Consider the following 21,293-nt stretch of genomic DNA (forward strand, 5'->3'; position numbering starts at 1 on the left):
TTACCGTCCAAGTCACTTGGCCAGTCAAATTTTTGGTTGCTCATGATTTTTACTCATTAAAAAACCACCCGAAGGTGGCATTTTTACGTTGGACTTTTAAAGTCATTGATATGTATATCAAAATACGCTTCAATCAACTCACTCTGCTCTACAGGGGTATCGTGTTCTTTAACACCCTCTTTCAAATCATTGATTGATGACAAATACTCATTCAAATCAATCAAGCCTTTCTCAATTAATATTCTGGCTAAATTTCCAATTAAAAGTCGATTTGCCTTATCGCCTAGTGTGATCTGTTTAACAACCTCTAATGTATACTCATTGAACTGTTCCGACATTTCTATTTTCCTTTTATTGCATTATGTAATGGATACCCTTGGCGAAGATTGCGTTGAATGCCTCGATCTACACCAGAGTCAATTTTTTGATCTAACATCTTACCTATAGTAACCATCAAATTACCATCAGCATCCTGAGAAGTTTGCACCTCGTCATTGCCATAATTATTAATAGTTACTTTGAATCCAGATTCAGACTTATACCGATCCACAATATAACTCGACGTATCCCCCACAGATCCACCAGACGCTCGTTTCACTGGCAGTTCACCCATACGGTTTATGTAGTCCAAGGTGTCAACTCCAAGACTACGAACTGACTTGGCTTTAATGACATACTCATTGTCGGAAAGCATTGCAGGAATCGAATCGCTGGTCTCAGTACCAGAGCCTCGAACATGGCCACCAGTTGAGAAGCTTGCGATTGTCTGAGCGGCAATTAAACCAACTGAAGCGTATCCAATTGCCCGAATTGCAGTCGCAGCAGGTAGACCGAAAATACCTGTTTGGGCAGTGGTTGCACCTGCAGCTAATTCGGTATTGATAATCTGTTGAGCGATTGCCATGGTTTGCTGAGCCAAAAACATTGCTTTGAATGTTTTGGAGTTCTCACCTCTGGCATCTTTGACCATTTGAGTCATATTACCCCAAGTGGTAGATGCACTTGAAAGCAACGAGCTGTAGAGTTGGAGTTGATTATCATGCTGGCTTCTGATTAAGAGCATTTCATCACTAGCACCCTTATCTCTTATAGCTTTTAGTTGATCCTGGTATGCTTGCTCCGCCTCTAAAAGCATTTTATGGCGAGTATTAGCATCGTTCAGATACTGCCCATTGTCACCAATCTGATTAATACTTTTCTGAGAGCTTTGCCAAGAATCCCATGCGCCAGACATACTGTCGCTGAATTGATTTTGAAGTTGCCAATTTCCCAACTGATTTGGATTAAGAGTTACTTGAGCTTTGGATTCCATAGCAGCCTTTTGAGCATCACCAACCTGAGCGTAAAGCATTGCTCTAAATTCAAGAAGTTTTAACTCCTGAGTTCTTCGATAAGCCTCAATCTCGTACTTAGCCTGATCATCGATTGACGCTTTAGCGAGCACCTTTTGTTGATCCGTTATACTTCTCGTTGCGTCAATTACAGCTTTGTCTACTGTGGCTTGGTTTTTAATTCGCTCCTCACCAATCCAACGCCACCCTTGTACCTGAGATTCAAACTGTAATTTGGCTAATGACTCTGTTGCATCATATCTCTGGTTTTCCTGCATGATGTATTTATCACGCTCTTGACCAGTGAAGTTTTTAGTAATGTCAGCTATTTTTTTGTTGTGAGCATTTAAGCGCTGAATATCTTCGCTCGCCAGATCATCACGCATTTTGTTGATTTCTTCTTGATTTTTGCGTTGCTTTTCAAGGAAGTCATCAAAATCAAAACGCTGATCATTGCTAATTTTCCCTCCGCTTGACCATGCTGCCCACTTGCTGATTTTACTAAAGTATTCAGAAACCTCTTTTTGACGCGCTGGATCTCCTGCTACTGTACCATTTTTCATAAACTGCCTAGCGCCGCCTGCACCCGCATTATGAGAAAGGATCGCTTGTTCTAAGCTTCCTGACTTCTCAAACTCTTTGGCGATGTTATCGACTACAATTTTCCCGACTTTAAGAAAATCATTGTTATCAGAAAGTGAAATACCGTTGTCTTTTCTGTATCCAGAAGTTGTTTGCCAATTCCCTAATGCGCCTGTGTGACTCTTAAGGTCAGTACCTGCTTTGGATTCTTGCATATACAAGCCAGCAATATAGCTTGCAGGAATACCTTTACTTTCCGCATAAGCACCCAAACCACTTTTTGAAACATCACTGTTAGCTTTGGCTAATAGCTTTTGTTGCGCTTTGGTGTATTCATACTGCTTTTGAAGTTGTTTTGTAGATTCTTTCCTAGATTCCGCAATTTTATCTTCGGTATCTGCAAGTTTTGCTTGTTGCAATGCCAAGTTAAAAAGCTGTTTTGCTTCATTAGTTCCAGTGAGTTTTGGATCATAATTAAGCGCTTTCAAAGCCTTCATTAAATAGTCAATTTGATTATTGGAGAGCGAACTATTCATAAGCAAAGTTGTTTTGGCCGACATCTCTTTAATATCAGCTAAAGCACCAGATTTATAGTTTTCCAAAGCATTTTTTGCAGCTCGTGCAGCCTCCTCAACTTTATTGAATGACTTGGCCTGACCATCAAGTTGAGAGGATGCATTCTGGGCTGCATTACCAGATACTTTCACCTCAACACCTAGGGCTTTTTGTGCTTTTGCATTCTCGCTTACAGTGCCGTACAGCTTGTCGTATTGCTCGATCTGTGAAACCATTTGAGCGCGCTGCTCTGGAGTAATCATGGCAATCTGATTGACACGGCTTAATGCCTCGGAAAGGCTCAGCGAGCCAGAGCGGACCTCTGCCTGAATTGCATATAGGTCAGTACTAACCTTGGCACCATTACCCATTTGATTGTTGTACTGAGCAACTTCACCAATCGCATTCGCAAATAGCCGTGCCTGACGATCTAACTCCTCATTCTGCTCTTTAAACTTTTGGGCTAAGTCATTTTTTGCGACAGATTTATGTGCATTATCTAAAGATTTCAGCTCTTCAGTGCTTTTTTGAGCATATTTACTTTGCTCGTTAAGCATTGCATTAGCTTCAAGCCCATTATCGCGCATAAGAAGATATGATCCGGCCAAAGTTGCTACAGTCAAACCCAAGCCTACTGGACCACCTAAAACACCTAGCAAACGACCACCAATGGCCAATGAAGCTGAACTTGCGGCCGAAGCTCTGGTTCTTGCCGCAGCTAACGCATTTTCAGTGGCAGTTAGTTCTGCATTAATTTGCGCTTGCTGTTGACGAAGCAAACCCATACGTAATTCTGAGTTAATCGATCCTTGTGCTGATATCTGGCTTTTCTTACGTTGAAGTTCAAGCTTTAATTCTTCTACCAGAAGAACACGGGTAACCTGAGTTGCGGCTAATTTAGCCTCCAAGCCTACAACTTCCTGAGCAGATGCTGCCTTTTCTGCCTGAATGAGTCCATATTGAGTAACAGTTTGCTCAACGAGTTGTTTAGATTTTGCAGCACCAGCGGCAACAGATGCGTATATTGCTGGGATATAAGTTCCCACATAGTAAGCACCTGCAACTTGAAGACTTGAAATCACCAGATCAAGATTTTCGGCAAGAAGCTTTACTGAATCTGCTGTTAATGAAGCGGCACCAGATGCCTTACCTGCCTCACCAATAAACTTTGATACCTCATTGTTTAGCATCGTGAATGATTGGCCAATGGTTGGATCTGTTTTGGCAAACAGGGAATCTACTGATTTGCTTGCTTTCTCTAGAGCTTTAACCAGCGCCTCAGATGTGATTGCACCAGTTGCAGCCACAGTACGAAGTTGTCCAACTGTAATACCCATACCTTCAGCAATTGCTCGAGCTAAAGCTGGAGTCTGCTCCATTACCGAGTTTAATTCTTCACCTCGCAACGCACCCGCACCCAAAGCCTGATTAAACTGTACCAATGCTGCTTCTGCACTGGCAGCGCTTGCACCACTGATAGCTACAGCTTTTGATACTGTTTCAGTGAGTTTGGCTGTCTGATCCATGGTAAGACCAAGTGTTTTAGCATTGTTAGCAAAACCTTGATAAACCTGTGCCGCAGCATCCCATGATTGCCGTGTTCTTTGAGCGATATCAAATGTATCACTCATTGCTTTATTGAGCTCTGTTTGTGAATTTGTGACAAGCTTCAGGCGGTTTTGAAGATTCGTATAAGCGTCCATCTTTGAAATGAGAGCACCAACCGAAACCAATGCTGTCATTTGTGCAGCTAGAGAACGTGTGGCAACAGACATAGCATCCATAGACTTTGTAGCGAAGTCTCCATTTTTTTCAATGCTCTGTAACTCACGATTCAAAAGTTCAGCATTGCGTTTAGCTTGTTCAGAGCTAATTTCTATGACCAATCTGCTTGTAGATGCTGCCATTACTTTTCTCCGGGCAATAAAAAACCGATCTCGTATTGGATCGGTTTAGAATTTATTGGTTCGCATGATTTAATTCAGGTTTTCAAATAGGCACGGCTGAATCTGACGATCCACATTGGCAATAGCGGTTTCAAGTACATCTCGTTGCTTTTTCCATTGAGATAAGCCTCGACCACATGCGCTGGCGATATCTTTCTCACATTCCAATTTTGCATTTAATGCTTCACGCTTCTGGATTAAAGAAAAATAATCAGTCTGCAATAGAGTACGTGCCTCAAAGAATGCTCGAACCAATGCTTTCTTGAAAGATATGACTCGCGGACTATTTCTTAATAACGTCATAAGAAATGTTGCTTGTTGTTCGTCCAATATAGCGTATTCAGTGGCTTTGGCATAACCACCATGTTGCAGTGGCTCACCCTTTCGGATTTCAAATCTGATAGGGCCAAGATCTGCAAAGTCAGGACGATACGTTCTAACTAACTTGATGACGCTGGCATGCTGTAATCCAAGTCCAATAGCAATTTGTAATGTTGTTGTATAAGGTTGTGCGTCCTTAACATCAACAAGTTTTACAGGGTTAAATTTCGCATTCATTTAAATCGCTCCTTATTTTAAAACAAATGCCTGAATGCAAATTCGATGACATTTGTCATGGTTTGCCATATTTCAGGCATTAAAAAAGCCGACTTATTAGATCGGCTTCGCTTTGTTAAATCTTAAATCTTGTCAATAGGGTTGAAAAGGTGTTGAGGTGTTGCACTGTCAACAGGTAATAAAAAAGCACCCTAGGGTGCTTTAATTTAATCCAATCTTTTTATTTTCTTGATATCGCAATAAGCTTGCTATTTTCTGGAACAAGTAGCCAACTATAAAACCATTAAGCATGATTCCAATTCCTGTAATAACCATAACACCAGACCACACCTTTTCAGTACCATAATACTCTCTTGGCACTTCAACCCGACCAAACACCAATATAAAAATGAATCCAGCAATTAGTCCAATCACAATCAACACCCAACCTATGAAGTTGCAGACTTCACTTTCTCTCATACCTTGATTTTCTTCTGACATTTTAATTAACCTTAACTTTAGTAGTTATAAATATCTATTTTAGTGCGTTCTCACAATACGGGGATGCATTTTTTAAAAATGGATCTGGAATGAAATTAAATGAAGCACCCATGTAGTAATTGGCTTTCAGTTCAAGTTTTTCACTTGAGTTTGAAACGATTTTAAGTTTGAGATTATTTTGATTATAGATAGTATCATTGACTACTTTTATCTTATCTAGAATATCTTTGCCATTGTAACTTTGGCACATCAAACCAGTTCCATCCCTGTTAAACTTAATCGTTACCAACCATGGTCCACCACTTCCCGACCAGTTACCTGATAAATTAGTTGGCGTAGGAACAACTGTGCTAAATTGGCCACTCATTAAGTCGTTTGTTGCGGCACATCCCGCCAAACCTAACCCAACAACCAATCCTAACAATAATTTTTTCATAATTTAGCTCTCAACTTACAATCCAAATAAATATCATCAAAACTATCAAACCTGCGACTCCAGCAGCTACCCACTCTGATTTAGGGTATCCCCATAGGTAATCAGGATTGTTAAAATCTGGCTGACGTTTATTATTTTGAACTGTTTTTTTGTGTGGCTTGTAGCTTGAATATGACAATCCAGTACCGGGAAGACCAACTGTGGTACGCGTTCCTTTTTTACCCACATTTACTCTGGCACCTTTACCTCCAACTGAAACACTAGAGATGCCTTTCTTACCTACATTTAAGCGAACACCCGGTGCAATTTTGAAACTCTTTCTGAAATTAAATCCCATTTCATCACCTTATCTTGAGCAAATTTTTTTTGATGCACTTATCGATCCATCATTGCATACAAATTTACTTCCTTGGCAATGACTGATGCCGCCCTTTTTCCCAGAGCATGGTTGTCTTCCTTTACCAGCCTCTGCTGTTGAAATTGTAAGTAAGCCAACCGTTAAAGCTAAAATAATATTTTTCATATAAAACCCACTAAATTATTATCTAGTGAGATTAGCTCAAAAAAGAGCCAGTTACCATATTACACTTATTAAAAAACCCGCCGATGCGGGTTTCATTATTTGATATCTTCTGACTTTAGAGGATTGGCTTTCCATCGGGTTGCTAATAATTCAAACTCTCTAAACAAGGTGTCTTTTTTGGCTGTTTCACGCAACTGTGATACGGCTGGACTGCATATAGCCCAAAACTTAAGCATAGTAGTGCAATACATTCGCTTAAACATCTCTTCATCTAGCAGCTTTTTGTTAATTCCAATAGCATAAAATTCATACCTGTTTAGAACTTTAAGTAAATGCATCCTTACGTTAGCTTCATGTCTCGTTAAATCACCTTCATTAACACTAAGCAGCAATGCAAGTGTCATACGTTGTTCTTGACCATTTAAGTTATCAATAGTTGTTGATAATTCCACTTTGTCAATTTCAGTTACTGTTGTACCTGTTTCATTATAATCAGTTTCTCTAATGTGAGATGCTTTTACACCCGGCTTATCTAATTCTGAGTTTTCAGCTTGATCGTAATAGTGCTTAGGGTTTTCATTGAATTTTAAAACAATCGATTTGGAAAGCCCAAGTGTTTCATCCTTATTGTCGTCAAGAATTGTGTCTAGTGTTGCCCGTTCTCTTGAAGTTGTTCTGGATGAGTGAATTGTTGTGTATGCAATATATGCGGATGCCAAAAAAACAATTAATTGAGCAAATAAAAGCCAATCCGGTACCTTCCATTCAGAAATGTTGAGAAATCTATAGATTTCATCTGATATAGAATAAGTAGCCATTAAAAAAGCGGATAACGCTAAGAGTAGTGTTAATCCGCTTTTTTGAGAATCTGATAAAATTTTCTTAGCCATCCCAGCCCTCAGAGCATGCGAAAGCCATTACATTTGTTGTAATAAATAGTGTTTTCATAGCTTTTCTCCATTGACAAAAACACCCAGTAGGTATGTTTCTGGGTGTGCATTTATAATATCGCTTAGTATACCTATGCGCAACATCTTTGATAAATATTTACTTTTTATAAATGTCAATACATGTAAGTACTAGCAGCGTTAAATGTTGTCGCACGGCACAACAAAAACATATTTTACAATAACTTATAAATATAATAGGCTTTTAAAAGTTACAAAAATTGATCAGTTTATGAATGAAATGAAACAAACCAAAGACTTCACCCGCCCTCAGTATTCAAACCCCGCCATAGATATGTCAGAGTTTTTTATTGAGAATCCTCAATACAGGGTGATTAGATACGTACCCATCGCGGGCGGTATTCGGTGCTGGTATGTGATAGTGAGTTAAAGAAGAAAAGCCCCTGAGGGCTTTTTAGTTCAGTCCACCCAGTTTGGTAGACATTTATAACGCTTTAAATATTTCTGCTCATACAGAGAAGAAACATCCAAATACCCCCAAATTGCTATTAGTAATGGAACAATAGCCTGCCCCCAAATGACTAATTTTAGATTATCTTGTAAAGTATCTTGAAAGATATAAGCCCCCATAATATTGAACTTGTACAAGAAAATTATTAAAGGTTGGTACAAGAAAATTCCCATTAGAACTAAGAATACAAAGAAAATACTTCTCCATTTTAGAACCGGAAATTCGGTAAAAGCATACTCAATTCTTACTAATCTACCCTCGATCCATTCACGCATATTAACCTCTTTTTTGTTTTAAATTTTAAGATTATCAAAAAATCAATCTTACTTTTAACCACTTAGAGGTTTTACGACACTGTATGTCGTATTAATTCTTAAATGAAAAAATTAACACTGATTCTCTGACAAAAAATTAGAGGTTGAGGTTCGATATGTCTACATTAGACTCAGCTAAGTGGTTTTAACCGAGCTTTCCATAAATTTATTGTCGAGCGCAAATATGCACTCAACAAAAAGCCCCTTATCCAGATCACATCCATAAACATTAAAGTAAGCATTGATATCATGCAGGCTCAAACTTTTAGGCGTAATCGAATGTGCTGTGCAGATATAGTCACGCCCCCGACTGATCAAAGAAAAAGCCTCATTGATGTATTGACCAATGAAGCTTTTTTCAGGAAGTTTGGGGGTTAAAAGACCTAGCCGTTTATAGATTTGGCTCGTTTTTTCTTGGTCCCACTTGTGGTTTCGGTACTCGTAGTGCTCAAGGGCTTTCCCACTACATCTTTAACCTCAGCATCGCGCTCTTTATTAAGCTCAAGGGCTTTGCTAAAAACAAATGACACTATCGAGTTACTTTCTGTCGAGCTTGTACAGATCAGCTCAGCATTCTTTTGAGTGTATTCAAGCGGCTTACCCTGTTCCACCTCAATGCCTGTCCATCCAAGCAGCAAATGCGATACAGCCCGGTTAAAGCCAAGGCCTGATTGCTGCGCTGTCTCATCTGTTACTTCACGATAGCCCCGCAGTTCTTGCTCAGCCTGCAAGTTGTTCAGTTCAAGCGTACGGTTAAACGATGGCTTACCAGAGCTAGCAATGAGTAGCTTTACATCATCTTTATACTCAAACCACTTCTGACTAAATTCCGCTTTTGGTTGCTCTTTAATTTCGATTAGCATTATGAACCTCCGCCCACTGCAACAGGCATACGTGTAAGGGTTGGTGCCACGTCTGCCACGGTATAAGCAAACTGTGAGCTGGTAATTTCAGAATTTCCTGAGCTCGGCAATGGCGCTGTCACCTGAACTTTAGGTAAGGCCAATACATATTTATTACCATCACTGTCCGCCATTGGGATCGAGAGTGCAATTGGTATATTGAGGAACTGCTTTTCATAGAGCAAAGATGTGTTTTGTGACCACGCTACGGTAAAGTTACCAGTGCCTCCAGCAACCATCTCAAGAATTGCGCTAATGTTTAGACCCTTACCCAAACAGCGTTGAACCTGCATTGAGTTATCCCAGGTAAAGTCGAACTGTGTAATACACGCACCAGCGATCACGGCGCCATCAATTAGAATGTCGCCAATCGATACGCTGGACATCAAAGGATTCGACATTGCAGCAGTAATCGTACCAGCTGGTGCAGCGGTCGCTTTAGCGCGGCCCATTCCCATAAAGCTGAAAGTTGCCGTGATCAAACCATTTTCAGGAACAGTCAGCTTGAACTGATTCGCATGCAGACCAGAGAACGTGTGATAGTCATTGTTGTCTGTAAAGCCACGTAATACAGATAAAGTTTTGCGCGTCGTACCGCCAAATGTCAGTACATTGGCGGTCCATGGATTGAAAGCAACACACTCAAGTAAAGTGTCGTAAGCACCGTATTGAAACTCGGTTTCGATGTCCCCTGCATAATCCACCCCAGTAATGTATTGGCCAGATGCGATTCGACTGTCTTTGATCGTATTCGATGCTGTTTTGTTGGCATTCGCATTGATTGAACAACTTGTGAAAGGCAAAGTTGTACGTGCAAATGGACTTGGTGTTGTTCCTACAGTTGCCTCAGGTGCGAACTGTACGAGCTGTTTGGTACCTGAACCCATTGGTTTCTCCTTGATTTAGGCATAAAAAAACCACCAATGAGGTGGTATGGATGATTTGATGAATCGATCGTTGTATTGATAAAGCAGTTAGTTTATTCGATAGGAAACCGTGACATTATATTGAACAAAGTCAGCATCTCGACCTGAGTAGACACTTTGGCCTTCTAAGCACTCCAGATGCTGAAATGAGAAATACTCAAAATGGGCAAGTAACTTATCACTCAAATCTGTAATCGCTTTTTCACCAGTATTAGGCCGAGCAAAGCACTGAATCATGATGTTACCAGTACGGCGTGTATTCGGTTGATCTGCTAAACCAGCGATAAAGCTCTGTCCACCTAAGATACTTAATCGGCACCATAGTCCGGTATCAGGTACCTTAAAATCGGGCGCATTAGGATAATGGATCCGCTCTTGTGCAATACCATTAAAACTCTGCATTCGCGCCACAATGGTCTGCCGAGCTTGTTCAAGTGTCATGGCCATATTAACCACCGTATTTCTGCATAATGTATGTAAATGTCGTTCGGTAGATGCCCTGCGGTGCTTGATCAGACCAGCCATTTTCCAAGCGATAGGCGTAAGGCAAAGAGTTTGAGATAAAGACTGTCTGAAATGGCTTTAATGCGATTAGGTTTTGCAGTCCTTTTGAGATTGTGCCTGCTCCGCTCGTATCTTTTTCACTTGAACTCGCTGTAGCGTCCACAGATCCAATTGATACTCGATGATTACCGCGAAATGCGCCGGTATCCACTGGACTGGCCAACACAACACCTTGAAGCGTGTCAGCCACGATCTTTTTTTGAGTTTGAGTCAGCTCTTGCTCAACGACTCGGATAAATTCAGTCGGTTTGTTTTTCCATGCCATTCGATGCCTCATTTTTCTTCAACATCCAATCATTTTGGAATAGTTAGTAAAAGCAATTTTTACACTCTTAAAGATTCTAAATTATCAATTCCTTGCATAATATTCTGGTAGTGAATCTCGTTCAATTTTTCATATTTATCTAATTCCTCTAAAAGATAATTTTTTCTTCTCATAGATGAAGTATCAAGAAAATTTGCGATTTCATTATATTGAAATACGATATCTATCTGTTTATAGAGAGACCAATATAAACCTGAGAAATCTTTTTCCAGACTCTTTATGCAATTCTTAAAAAATATTGATTGATCATTGATAGATTCGATCTCGTCTACCATTAAAAAAATATTAGCAATGTGCATATGGTATTGCATTTGATGCTCATTAAAACTTTTGGCATCTTTTTCTCTTTTAGCTTTCAAATTAAAAAAGGGTAAAAGTTCCTTGTGCAAAATTCTCAAAATTTCGACACTTAGATTTTCATTTTTGATTGCTTTGTGCTGGGAGCGCCAATCAGTAAACAGAACAAATGCAGTAATTGGCGCAAGAAAAGCAGCTGCTAAAGTAAATGCATCTTTGAGAACATCGTAGGCTTTTTGATGATCAAAAATATAATCTTGAATTGGATAATTGCTCAATAAAAAGAAACTCACAACTAAATACCAAAATACACCCCCAAAGAGCCAGTAACCGATAATCTTGATTTGATCTTCTAATTTCTTTTTGGCCATATATCCCCCTAATTTAGGGGAATATTAGATCAGGTAATCACACCTTCCTCAACTGGCATTTCCAAATAGTTCCCGTTGGATCCTGCTTAATGTGCATCACTCGATAATTACCTTTTGCCGTAGACCATTCATCATCAATCTTGGGCAGCATACTCACTTCATTTTGCAGTACGGTGGCCTTTTTATCCGTGGCCAACACACCGAGCGTCAAAATCTCATACTGGCTATATGAGCCAAACAGGACGCCACGACCAGTATAGATCTCTTTGGTTTCAAAGTAAGTTTCTGTTTTCGGATCCCAGTTTGATTTGGTGATACGTTCACAAGTGAATGAGTGGACGGCGTCAGCAAGTTTTTTATCGAAAGCTTTGCCAACTTTGGCTTGGATTTTATTTCTGATCATCCTCGGTATACTCCGAATGAGAAGCCCTTGCCTTTTAAGTCCAAAGAAGTGATGAATGCCTTAGCAATTTGCTCAAACTTTGAGATTTCTCGACTACCCTCGGCAAATGTTTCTTCAACTTCTACAGAATCAGCTTTTACCTTCTCTTTGGTTGTCAGTCTCTCGGTACCAACATAAATCACATTGGCAATCAGGCCTTTTATGATTTCACACGCTGCATCTTTTAGCAAAGGATCAATAACCTCAGGCTCACGGCCAATCTCATTTTTCATCCAAGTATTGGCCAATAGAACAAGTCGAGCTTTGTCATTGTCTTCGGCAAAATCATGGCCAAGAATTGATTCGGCCTCAGCTACATTGATAAAGCTCATAGATTTATTCCTTTTGTGATCCAACATCCACAGCTTTCGCAGCTTTGGCTTCCGCAGCAGTCAGCTTCTTAACTTTGGATTCAAGTTCACCAACTGTTTTTTCAAGTGATTGAACTTTGGTTACTAAATCATCACGCTCAATAGTGGTCTGATTGAGAGCATTGTTTGCAAGTAACAGTTGCTCTTTTAAACGAGAATTTTCAGATACTAATTCTGAGTTTTCACGATGCACAACATGCAGCGCTTCAACCTGACGTTTAAGGCTGTCATTATCCGCAACTAACTTTTCACACTCAGCCTTTGCATCATCAATAGCTTGTTGTAGCTCTGGCGCAACTTCAGTGTTGATATTCACAGTAATGGTGTCGGCTTTGGCCTTATAGTGCTCTGGTACTTTGCCACCGTATTCATCAGCCGTTTCAATGAAATCACTTTCTTTTACTGCAGATGCATTACGTAAGATCCATCCTTCACTTTGCAGCTTTTCAACATTCTCTACTGAAAAGTCATCAGTGAAGTAAATCTTCTTAGTTTTGGTTTTCATGCTTTGCTCCAAATGAAAAGCCCCTTGCGGGGCCTCCAATTATTTTGTTTTGATCAAGACACCAGCTGTATCTTTGAGACTCGATGCGATCAAATCCCAATTGCTTGGCGTTGCAATTGCTGCATCGTTTGGAGATTTACCACCGTTGGCAGTATCCCAGGCATAACCTTTCACACCTGCACCATATGACCATTCAGCTTGATAGGTGTATTTCAGATTTTCACTGCCCGTGGTTGGAACCAGTTCGGCATTGAAATCCTGATTGTCATTGATAGCAATTGCACCTTCAACCAATCCAAGTGAGTTATAGACTGTTGTAGCAGGATCACCAGAAGTTGCGGAAAGTGCTGGAGAATCAGTCACCACAAATACTCGTCCAAATGGATCACGCACAACGTTCACACCGTCATACATGAATAAGCGTTCACTGTTGGCGAGAGCGTTATCAAAGAGATTGTGCATCGTAGTCGAGTGAACTACCCAGGCACGTAATGCACCTGAACGGTCTCCCATTCGTGCAGCACCTTTATTCAACAAGCGAAAAGATGCATCTGCCGTGGCGCTGCCTTCAATCAAAGAACTCTGCCCACTGATAGCAGCAACACCGGCAGTAATCCCGGCATTCAGCATATCTGCAATCTTGGCCTTGCCCAGCTGCTCGCCAATGGTTAATGCAGCCAATTCAGGATTCTGTAAAACCCATGTGTACTGTTGTTTTTCGTATTCGATGGGTGGTGTACCTGCTCCAACCTTTACTGCAACATCGAGCAATTGCTCGAGCCGTTTAGCTGCAACTGTTCCAGTCCCATAAGCATTACGACGGCGTACAATGCCGTTAATCGCCTTGAATGATGCTTTCATATTGAAATCACCACTAAACGGCTGATTGATCAAAACAATTGAACCTTGTGAGGCTTCATTGAACTTTGCAATGTCCTGAGCAACCGTTTCGGTCATTGCAATGTAGGTTTGCTTGTTAAATACCTGTAAATCAAAAGGCATGAGTTTGAACTCCTAAATTATTGGGTACCTGCTTGTTTCAAGTAGGCAATTTTTTCTTCCTCGGTCTTACATTCCGCGAGTGACTTTTTGGCACCACTGCCTTGCCCACCGCCCTGAAATCCCCCACCACCGGCTTGAGAACCTTTTAAAATTGAATCTTTGTATTGATATCCACCAATCAAAGTTTCTAAAGCTTCGTCAAAGTCAGCGACTTCACCAGGACGTGCACGAGAAAAGATTTTTTGACCATCTGCACCTACAGCCACGACCTTGCCATCTTCGATCTTGAAGTTTTTACCGAACTGGGCCTGAATCATGTCTGCCGGAACAGAAACGTTTTCTTGAATAAACTTAGAACGAGCAAATCCACCGCCGATAAGTTCGTTGTGCAATTGGGTTTGATATGCATCACGTTCCTGAACGATCGGCGCATACTTTTCTTCAACTGCCTTGATCGCCTCAGCCTTCACCTTTTCGACTTCACCAGCATCCACCAGTTTTTTGTCATCAAAGTTTTTCAAAGTTTCAATTGCTTTTTTCGCTGCCGCTGGATCTTCAATACCTTCAAACGCCTTAAGGGAAGATTCCGCTTTTTCGTAGCGCTCGCGGTTTGTTTTGGCTTCCCCATTTAGACGGGCAATTGTTGCCACGGTTTGAGGTGCATCATGTCCAACTTCTTTGCCATCATCATGAATATAGATCGGTTGACCTTGTTCATTTACCTCTGCATACGTCTTATTTTCGATAGTTACCGTTTTAAGTTTCATAAGTCATCCGACCCTATTACTGAGATGAGCATCCGCTCGTTGCGCCCTATTCATCCGAATTAAAGGCAATAAAAAAGCAGCCGTTTGGCTGCTATTGGTTAAAATTGGGTTTATATCAGGATATGTGCTTTGGTTTGTTTAAAGCTATAACCAAAAATCGCCATATATCTTGGAATCACCTTCCGAATAAATGGCACTAGAATAAGATTTGTGCTGAGGATGTATTCAACTTCAGTCATAGTTATTTGTTTCACAATCCCAACTCCTTAAATGTTTGCTGATCCATTTGCCTCAACTCAGCAATGGTAAACTTGGTACCACTAAGTGGATCCACAAACTTATCAATTGTAAATCCACCTGATTTATAGAGTTCATACCGTGTTTTGCCCAGCATGTTGAGCTGAAAAGTTTTATCTTGGCGAGCAAACCACTTTGCATAGGTTTCATTGGCATTTACCTGACCAATTTTCCCAGATCGCTCATCTTTCGGTATGTTTCGCACTGGCCTGTCATCCGCTACAAACGGACGTAAACCAGATATTGATCCCGTCTCATCACAACCCACCTGCACAGTTCGGCAACGGCGGTGATACGGCGGCTTTTTCTGGGTACCATCAGCTTTTTGGATCCGCCCATCTATTGATGCACAATAAAGGCTCGTACGGCCGTCCAGTGTCGCAACATCGCGTACGTAATCAAATCCTAGTGCCTTCCATGTATCGGAGTAAACAACAGAGCTTACGTGAGCTCTGGCAGTTCTGACTTCTGCATCAATGTGATTTCTAGACTCATTCAGCAATCCATCGGCAAACTTCAAACGCTTAGTGCCTTTGATACGTTGAATAATCTGCTGATTGGTCTGTCCATTCGAAATGCCATCCCGAACCACATACTCGATCTTCTTACGCAAGTTTTGTGCAATGTTTGGAAAGATTTGATCTACAAGTTGCCCACCAGCATAAGGTTTTCTTTTGACTTGCTTATATAAACTTTCCCCATCGATGGCAGGTACTTTTTTATCAGCAATACGGTAGATATAAGCTGCTTCATATGCAGTCAATGCGATACTGGAAGCTGTCATGATTTCAGGCAACTGAACTGAAATGCTTTGCTGCAACTCATTGATCGATACCTGAATCTGCTTCAATGTTGGCGTGGTATATCGGCCACTCATAAGAATAGCCAACTCAGCATCTTCCAGATCATTCATCTGCTGTAAAAGTTGGCCTAAGGCCACGCTAGTGACTGAATCAAATCGAACCAGGATCTCATTTACTGCTGATGATGATAATCGCTGAAGATATGCATTATGTTGCGTAAGTAAATCAATAAGTGCCTGCTGAATTTCATCTTCATTCATTACCACCACCAGAATTTGGATTGTAGTTACCTAGCGGATTACTCATACGCTGCTGATCAATCTGTTTCTGAATCTCGTCCCACTTTTCCTCAGTAAACATGCCAGTCTGTTCGTACTTGTACCAAACTGCCCACGGAAGGTAATCCCCCACACAGGCTTCATAAAGACGCTTAGCACGCTCTTCACTGAATTTAGGCTTGTTGAAATCTTGGGAAATAACATAGCTCAGCTCTTCTGGACCCAATTCATGATCAGGTAAAGCAAACTTGGCACACCAACGTAATGCCATGGTCAGAACCTCACTGATATTCGATACAGCAAGCGATACCACAGAGTGCTGAATTGAATCCTCATTGTCTGACTGGGTTGCAGTCTTGTTTGCAGATCCAACCTCAATGAGTCGAGCGCCCATTTCCTTCATCTGCTCCCACTTGTCAGTCATCAACTGTTTAGCCAGGTTATTATCCTCTGCCTGCACAATTTCAACTTTGGTCGGAAATCCGTTACGAGCTCCAATTGAGAGTTTGTCTTTTTTGATGATTTCATACTGCTCATGACTGACACTAGGCAGACAAACTGTAGGCTGACCTACAATAAATCCAGACTCTTCTACATCTGCAGAGTTCCGATAATGCGCCAGATTTAAATCAGCAAGCTCTAACAACGGCGCATTATCAATATCATCTGAGTTATCGACGGCACCACAAAATGAAAAAGGGATATAGGACCAAGTGGCACCATGGTAATCAGTGGGTGTGTACTTTATATCCTCAGCCCAATTGCCATCATCATCACTGGTATAGATCTGTACGGTGTAAAAGAGGTTACCCGTCTCTCCACCTTCTAAGCGTAGTACACGATATTGCTCTTTGCTTTGGCGAGTAAATCCATCAGCTCCACGAGTGGAAACTATTTCTAGAATTTTGACAAAACTGAGCTTCTTTTGGTTCCCAACAATGATGTAATCCCAATCGATGACACTTTTTGCATTCAGTGTGTGGATCATTGGAAATGCATTTTTTCGCTTATCTTCTTCCCGGTTACGACTTGGAGCCACATTCGGGTAATCGACATACACGGCGCAGCGGTAATGTTTCATGACCAGTCTTAGCATTCGTTGCGAACATTGAAAGATTGAACGTCCCGCTCCATCGGCATTTCGCTCCATGTATTCAAGTGCTTCTGGTCGCTTAAACTCAGGTAGTTTATTGAATGCTGAACCAATATAGCTATTCAGTGTTCGACCAGTCACGCCATAGAACACTGCACGACCAAGATAATCTTTATATCGATCTGTATCACCATCACCAAAAGTTTCTGGTACCGGCAGATAAGTTTTAGCTTTCGCTTTAATTGCTTTTTGGCCTTTACAGACATCATCCAACTTAATCCAAAGTTCGATGTTTTCATCATAATCAGGATGCCGTGTTGTTACTGTCATGTTCTTCTTCCAAAAATTGGGATATCAATGCGCGTCACTGGCTTGATAATTGGAAATCTTTTTGCCAAAGGATAACCGCCAGCATCCCCGACGTGGTCAAGTCCAGATTTCTTATCCGGCATACCAAAATCATCGTAAATTTGCTGTTCGAGTGTTTCCGTGAAGCGTGGGCATTTATTTGTATTGACCTTGAGTGTTCTCTCACCGTCGCCATTCAATATCAAAGCATTAACGGCGTTGATACGATCTTTAATGGCAGGATTGGTACCATCCACTTCAACACGAAAACCCTTAGATCTTAAAATAGCGTGATCTGACTCACTGGCCGCTTTTGATGAGGTCGCTTGTCCTGCTGCATCAGGTATCACCGTCATATCGTGCAGAGGAAATCTTTCAATTAGCAGTGTTGCCATGGTTGGTGTATCTCGTACCCCGACCATCTCATCAAGTGCCAATGGCTTACCCTCACGAATCACATAGACCACTGCAGCCATTTTCAAAACGTTAAAGTCCATACCAATGATCAAAGGTTCATTAGGTTGAATTTCTTCATCGGTGTGATTTAGCTTTCGATCAAAGTCTGGATAAACAGCACCACTGGTTAAATTGACAAACTGACCTTTCAAGTAAGCTGAGATCAATTGCGGCGGATATGACTCAAACAAAGATGAAATATAGTCATCAGGTAGATTAGCTTCATTGTCGTATGTGGAAGCCTGAATCATTCCATACAGTGCGCGCTTAACAGGTGTTAAGTTTGCTTCTTTAACAAACTGCTGATGCGTAAACTTAAACCCCTCAGGGGTTGTAGCAACGTCAATACCATTCAACAAACCGGCTTGCTTGTAGCGCATACGTGCAATGATCTTACGCCATGCTTGTTGCGCCTTAAGCGTCGGCATGACATCCAGCTCATCAATCAACGCATGGCCAATTTTAAAACCTACGATCGTTTGAGGCTTTTCCATTGATCGACAAATCACTGTACTTCGATATTGCCGGCCATAGTAAATATCAACTTCTTTATTCGACTCGTAGATTTTGGTCTTTAGCCCCCAGTCGAAAGCCACCTCGTCAATGGTTGGAAAAAATATATCTCGAATCTGCGGGTAAGTAGGTGCGAAATACCCCAAAGGTACTTTAGGAAACTCCCATGACTTATCGCATAGGCTTGAACAACCTACCCAGGTCTTTCCTGATCCAAAACCAGCAACGAAAGCACGAAATTTATTTTTTAGTTGTAGAAATTCAGCCTGAGGTACATTCAGCGTCGGATTGATGTTGGGCATCTTTTTTACTCGCATCTACGACTTGAATAGTGACTTTGACTGGTGTTGGATCGTCTGCGCCCTCACCGTCTCCATTCTTGATCTTGTCAATTTCGAGCTGTTTAAGTTGCTCATCTAATAACTGAATTTCATAACCATGCATTTCATCTTTGATCTGCTTGATAATCCCTTGCTTTTTAACTTTGTTGTTCTTCCAGTCAACATACATCTTTTGCAGTTCATTGAGTCGGACTGCTTTGTTGGCTAAGGGAATGTCATAAATGTTGGATTTGAAGTTCTTACGTGTTGTATGAAATAGATCTTTAAGCTTCTTGCTCAGATTCTTTCCTGTTGACTTAGTCGGATCGTAAAGTGCGACCTGCTGACGCTCTATTTCGATATTAAACTCTTGCTTTACAGCATCAGCAACTTGTTGAGGTGTTTCAAAGCAAGCAAGAGACTGAACTATAAAGATTTTCACAGGCTCTTTAAGTGCTGCCATAAACTCACCTTCGTAAAGCTACGTAAAGCAAGATAGTCAAAAAAAAGAGCCCGAAGGCTCTACTTAATCAAACACGTCCCACAACTTGCAGCTATATTCTTTTCTGAAACAAACGGCGCCTGCTTCGCGACTTCGACCAGACGCTTAATGTCATCACTTGCACCCCAGCGTTTAACTACGCCAATGAATTCTTCTACGTCATGGCCCGCCAAATAATGTTTAGGTAAGCCTGTATGATCGCTATAGACAATCTCTCCGTCTCCATCACGCTCAACACCAATGTGATAAAGCTCATGTTCAATCAGAGCACAAAACTCACGATCACTCGCTTGCTCGCAAAAGCCAGCATCAATGGTAATGAGATAAATAGGAACAAAGCCGAACCAATCACGCATCTGTTGCTCTTGGCGTGCTTTCTTCCACCCACCTTGGTTGAACATGACTTTTTCACATTGCCCCAATACCATGCGCTTAGCCCGTGTAAAAGCAGATGATGCCCAAGCAAAGGCTAGAAACGTTTGGTCATCGTGAAGTAGCTCAGCGATATGATCATGATCCGGGTTATGCAACTCTCCGCCCAGCGTTAAGAAATTCTCAATCACCCATTCTTTTAGTTCTGGCGCAGCAATGATGCGAATCGATTCCTCTTCTTCAGCTTGATCTATAAAGTCAGTCTGGGGAAATGGTCTGTATTGGTCCATTGAATGTTTGCCCTCTTAACCTTTTGAGCCATGAAACGGCGAAGTTTGATTTAATCTGTAATGGACCAGAATCATCAATCTTGTATCTGCTGGCTGACTCTATACGAACAACTGTATAACCCAATTCATAAGCGCGATCGTAACGCTCCATGCTCCAAGCTTTTGTTGCAAGCTTGCCACCGCGTCCACCAGACCAAGGCCCGCCAGATATCTCGACTAGAATCTTGTGCTCAATCAGATGAAAATCAAAACGCCAATGCTTAGTGGATATGAACTGAAATTTCTTCTCGTACTTGATGCCAAGTATGTTCAAGGCTTTTTCAAAGTCTTCTTCGGCTTCCTCGTAGCTAATTTTAGCCTTAGGTAAAGGTCTGGTTCTTGGCTTTGGCTTATACGGCTTTTTGTTTGTAGCTCGCTTATATGCATCAACGTCCATAGCGCTTAATGTTCTGTTTGATTATCTCAATGTTCCCGTCGATCTGCCGAAGGCGCTTATCACACTCAAATTTAAATGCGATTGGCGCATTCAAATGATTCAAGCTTTCGATTTTCTCTTTATCTTCATGCAACTTTTTTAAGTTCTTTTTCGCTTCGAGAATATCCATAGGCACCCCGTCATTAAAAAATAAAGAAAGAAAAACCCCGCCAATAATCGATATTTAGCGGGGTTTCATTTGCCGCAATCCGTCCGGCGAATTACTCGCATGCACTGTTGCGAGTGGGGTAATTTTAATTAATGGTTAAAAATTTAATGCCGAACTTTAGTCGGTCGGCTCGCTCTACTCAACACTATTCACTTCTCAAAGTTAGCTATTGATCAGTTTTTATGTTTTTCGTTCTCTTTGGGCGGGGTGTCACCCACAACTTGTGGCTCTAAGGCTAACTCAATGTGTGACGAAATCACATTGGATTCAAACCGATTTATACGGCTGGTTTCTGCATCCCACCGTTTGCGCTTTATAGCCCACAAATAATGCAAGCGTCACAAATCCAAGTTACCTAAATGGCTAACAGTTTTTCATAGAATCACCAGTTAATTATGATTGATCTGAAATTTAAGCAATAAAAAAGCCCATCGGTTAGATGAGCTTTAATTTATCTTTGGGGCATTCAATTAACAAAACGCCCATTTTAGAAATACTTATACTTAAACGTTCTGTCTATGTCAAGCTAAAACAACTTCGTTTGGCTCAAAATGAAATGAGCGTGCAAGATTGTTTCTTATGCTGTTTTCCCAATTCTCAATACATCCCTCAGCTATAAGCTCATAAGGTTCATAGCGTTCTGAGTAACCAGACTTCGAAACTTTAAGATCTGCAATCGTAATTTTTTCATGCAAGGTGTAAGGCCGCTTTCCTGTACCTCCGCATTTATCACAGAATTTCGCGCCTTCTGGATAGCCTTT

Annotated in this window: 26 protein-coding genes and 1 pseudogene; all 27 read right to left on the reverse strand. The window is 41.1% G+C overall.

Features of this window, described 5'->3' with window-relative positions:
• Positions 1-83: 83 nt before the first annotated feature.
• Complete coding sequence (locus ADA42_RS04350) at positions 84-338, reverse strand: hypothetical protein (RefSeq protein WP_048763782.1); 255 nt, start codon at positions 336-338, stop codon at positions 84-86.
• 2 nt (positions 339-340) lie between these two features.
• Positions 341-4,375: a tape measure protein gene (locus tag ADA42_RS04355; RefSeq protein ID WP_048763784.1), complete on the reverse strand. Its 4,035-nt coding sequence runs from the start codon at positions 4,373-4,375 to the stop codon at positions 341-343.
• 69 nt (positions 4,376-4,444) lie between these two features.
• Positions 4,445-4,972 carry a Rha family transcriptional regulator gene (locus ADA42_RS04360; RefSeq protein WP_048763785.1) on the reverse strand — a complete coding sequence of 176 codons (528 nt, stop codon included), beginning with the start codon at positions 4,970-4,972 and terminating at the stop codon, positions 4,445-4,447.
• Positions 4,973-5,173: 201 nt separating this feature from the next.
• Entirely contained in the window at positions 5,174-5,452 is a 279-nt protein-coding gene (locus ADA42_RS04365) for a hypothetical protein (RefSeq protein ID WP_048763787.1), read from the reverse strand.
• Between the two features lie 34 nt (positions 5,453-5,486).
• Positions 5,487-5,888 (reverse strand): J517_1871 family lipoprotein, encoded by a 402-nt coding sequence (locus ADA42_RS04370; protein WP_048763788.1) that lies wholly within the window; start codon positions 5,886-5,888, stop codon positions 5,487-5,489.
• 10 nt (positions 5,889-5,898) lie between these two features.
• A complete protein-coding gene (locus tag ADA42_RS04375) occupies positions 5,899-6,225 on the reverse strand; it encodes a DUF4236 domain-containing protein (protein ID WP_048763790.1) in 327 nt (108 codons plus the stop codon).
• A gap of 9 nt (positions 6,226-6,234) precedes the next feature.
• On the reverse strand, positions 6,235-6,411 hold the full coding sequence (locus tag ADA42_RS18560) for a hypothetical protein (protein ID WP_171249915.1): 177 nt from the start codon (positions 6,409-6,411) through the stop codon (positions 6,235-6,237).
• Positions 6,412-6,506: 95 nt separating this feature from the next.
• Positions 6,507-7,301 carry a DUF4760 domain-containing protein gene (locus ADA42_RS04380; protein WP_048763792.1) on the reverse strand — a complete coding sequence of 265 codons (795 nt, stop codon included), beginning with the start codon at positions 7,299-7,301 and terminating at the stop codon, positions 6,507-6,509.
• A gap of 477 nt (positions 7,302-7,778) precedes the next feature.
• Entirely contained in the window at positions 7,779-8,105 is a 327-nt protein-coding gene (locus ADA42_RS04390) for a hypothetical protein (protein ID WP_048763795.1), read from the reverse strand.
• 422 nt (positions 8,106-8,527) lie between these two features.
• The gene (locus ADA42_RS04395) at positions 8,528-9,007 is read right to left on the reverse strand and encodes a hypothetical protein (RefSeq protein WP_048763797.1); all 480 of its coding nucleotides are present in this window, start codon (positions 9,005-9,007) and stop codon (positions 8,528-8,530) included.
• Entirely contained in the window at positions 9,007-9,933 is a 927-nt protein-coding gene (locus ADA42_RS04400; RefSeq protein WP_048763799.1) for a phage tail tube protein, read from the reverse strand. Before ADA42_RS04400 ends, ADA42_RS04395 begins: the two co-directional genes overlap by 1 nt.
• Before the next feature lie 87 nt (positions 9,934-10,020).
• Complete coding sequence (locus ADA42_RS04405) at positions 10,021-10,419, reverse strand: phage tail terminator-like protein (protein WP_048763801.1); 399 nt, start codon at positions 10,417-10,419, stop codon at positions 10,021-10,023.
• A 1-nt stretch (position 10,420) separates the two neighbouring features.
• Positions 10,421-10,801 carry a hypothetical protein gene (locus tag ADA42_RS04410; protein ID WP_048763803.1) on the reverse strand — a complete coding sequence of 127 codons (381 nt, stop codon included), beginning with the start codon at positions 10,799-10,801 and terminating at the stop codon, positions 10,421-10,423.
• A gap of 59 nt (positions 10,802-10,860) precedes the next feature.
• Positions 10,861-11,529 carry a hypothetical protein gene (locus ADA42_RS04415; protein ID WP_048763804.1) on the reverse strand — a complete coding sequence of 223 codons (669 nt, stop codon included), beginning with the start codon at positions 11,527-11,529 and terminating at the stop codon, positions 10,861-10,863.
• A gap of 37 nt (positions 11,530-11,566) precedes the next feature.
• On the reverse strand, positions 11,567-11,932 hold the full coding sequence (locus tag ADA42_RS04420) for a hypothetical protein (protein WP_048763807.1): 366 nt from the start codon (positions 11,930-11,932) through the stop codon (positions 11,567-11,569).
• Complete coding sequence (locus ADA42_RS04425) at positions 11,929-12,303, reverse strand: hypothetical protein (RefSeq protein ID WP_048763808.1); 375 nt, start codon at positions 12,301-12,303, stop codon at positions 11,929-11,931. The genes ADA42_RS04420 and ADA42_RS04425 overlap by 4 nt, the downstream gene beginning before the upstream one ends.
• Positions 12,304-12,307: 4 nt before the next feature.
• Positions 12,308-12,847, reverse strand: coding sequence for a hypothetical protein (locus tag ADA42_RS04430; protein ID WP_048763809.1), 540 nt, complete (start codon positions 12,845-12,847; stop codon positions 12,308-12,310).
• 39 nt (positions 12,848-12,886) lie between these two features.
• The gene (locus ADA42_RS04435) at positions 12,887-13,849 is read right to left on the reverse strand and encodes a major capsid protein (protein WP_048763811.1); all 963 of its coding nucleotides are present in this window, start codon (positions 13,847-13,849) and stop codon (positions 12,887-12,889) included.
• 17 nt (positions 13,850-13,866) lie between these two features.
• Positions 13,867-14,616 (reverse strand): DUF6651 domain-containing protein, encoded by a 750-nt coding sequence (locus ADA42_RS04440; RefSeq protein ID WP_048763812.1) that lies wholly within the window; start codon positions 14,614-14,616, stop codon positions 13,867-13,869.
• A gap of 250 nt (positions 14,617-14,866) precedes the next feature.
• On the reverse strand, positions 14,867-15,976 hold the full coding sequence (locus ADA42_RS04445) for a phage minor head protein (protein WP_048763813.1): 1,110 nt from the start codon (positions 15,974-15,976) through the stop codon (positions 14,867-14,869).
• Positions 15,969-17,417, reverse strand: coding sequence for a DUF4055 domain-containing protein (locus tag ADA42_RS04450; RefSeq protein WP_048763815.1), 1,449 nt, complete (start codon positions 17,415-17,417; stop codon positions 15,969-15,971). The genes ADA42_RS04445 and ADA42_RS04450 overlap by 8 nt, the downstream gene beginning before the upstream one ends.
• On the reverse strand, positions 17,414-18,706 hold the full coding sequence (locus ADA42_RS04455) for a terminase large subunit domain-containing protein (RefSeq protein ID WP_048763817.1): 1,293 nt from the start codon (positions 18,704-18,706) through the stop codon (positions 17,414-17,416). The genes ADA42_RS04450 and ADA42_RS04455 overlap by 4 nt, the downstream gene beginning before the upstream one ends.
• A complete protein-coding gene (locus tag ADA42_RS04460; protein WP_048763818.1) occupies positions 18,666-19,187 on the reverse strand; it encodes a DUF2280 domain-containing protein in 522 nt (173 codons plus the stop codon). Before ADA42_RS04460 ends, ADA42_RS04455 begins: the two co-directional genes overlap by 41 nt.
• Before the next feature lie 59 nt (positions 19,188-19,246).
• A complete protein-coding gene (locus ADA42_RS04465; protein WP_048763820.1) occupies positions 19,247-19,888 on the reverse strand; it encodes a putative metallopeptidase in 642 nt (213 codons plus the stop codon).
• On the reverse strand, positions 19,857-20,324 hold the full coding sequence (locus ADA42_RS04470) for a hypothetical protein (protein ID WP_048763822.1): 468 nt from the start codon (positions 20,322-20,324) through the stop codon (positions 19,857-19,859). The genes ADA42_RS04465 and ADA42_RS04470 overlap by 32 nt, the downstream gene beginning before the upstream one ends.
• Positions 20,314-20,493, reverse strand: a complete 180-nt coding sequence (locus ADA42_RS04475) for a hypothetical protein (RefSeq protein ID WP_048763823.1) — start codon at positions 20,491-20,493, stop codon at positions 20,314-20,316. Before ADA42_RS04475 ends, ADA42_RS04470 begins: the two co-directional genes overlap by 11 nt.
• Before the next feature lie 560 nt (positions 20,494-21,053).
• Positions 21,054-21,293: pseudogene (locus tag ADA42_RS04480) on the reverse strand (hypothetical protein); the annotation flags it as partial.

Origin of the sequence: Acinetobacter sp. 243_ASPC, assembly GCF_001054715.1 — a bacterium.
Classification (GTDB): Bacteria; Pseudomonadota; Gammaproteobacteria; order Pseudomonadales; family Moraxellaceae; genus Acinetobacter; species Acinetobacter soli.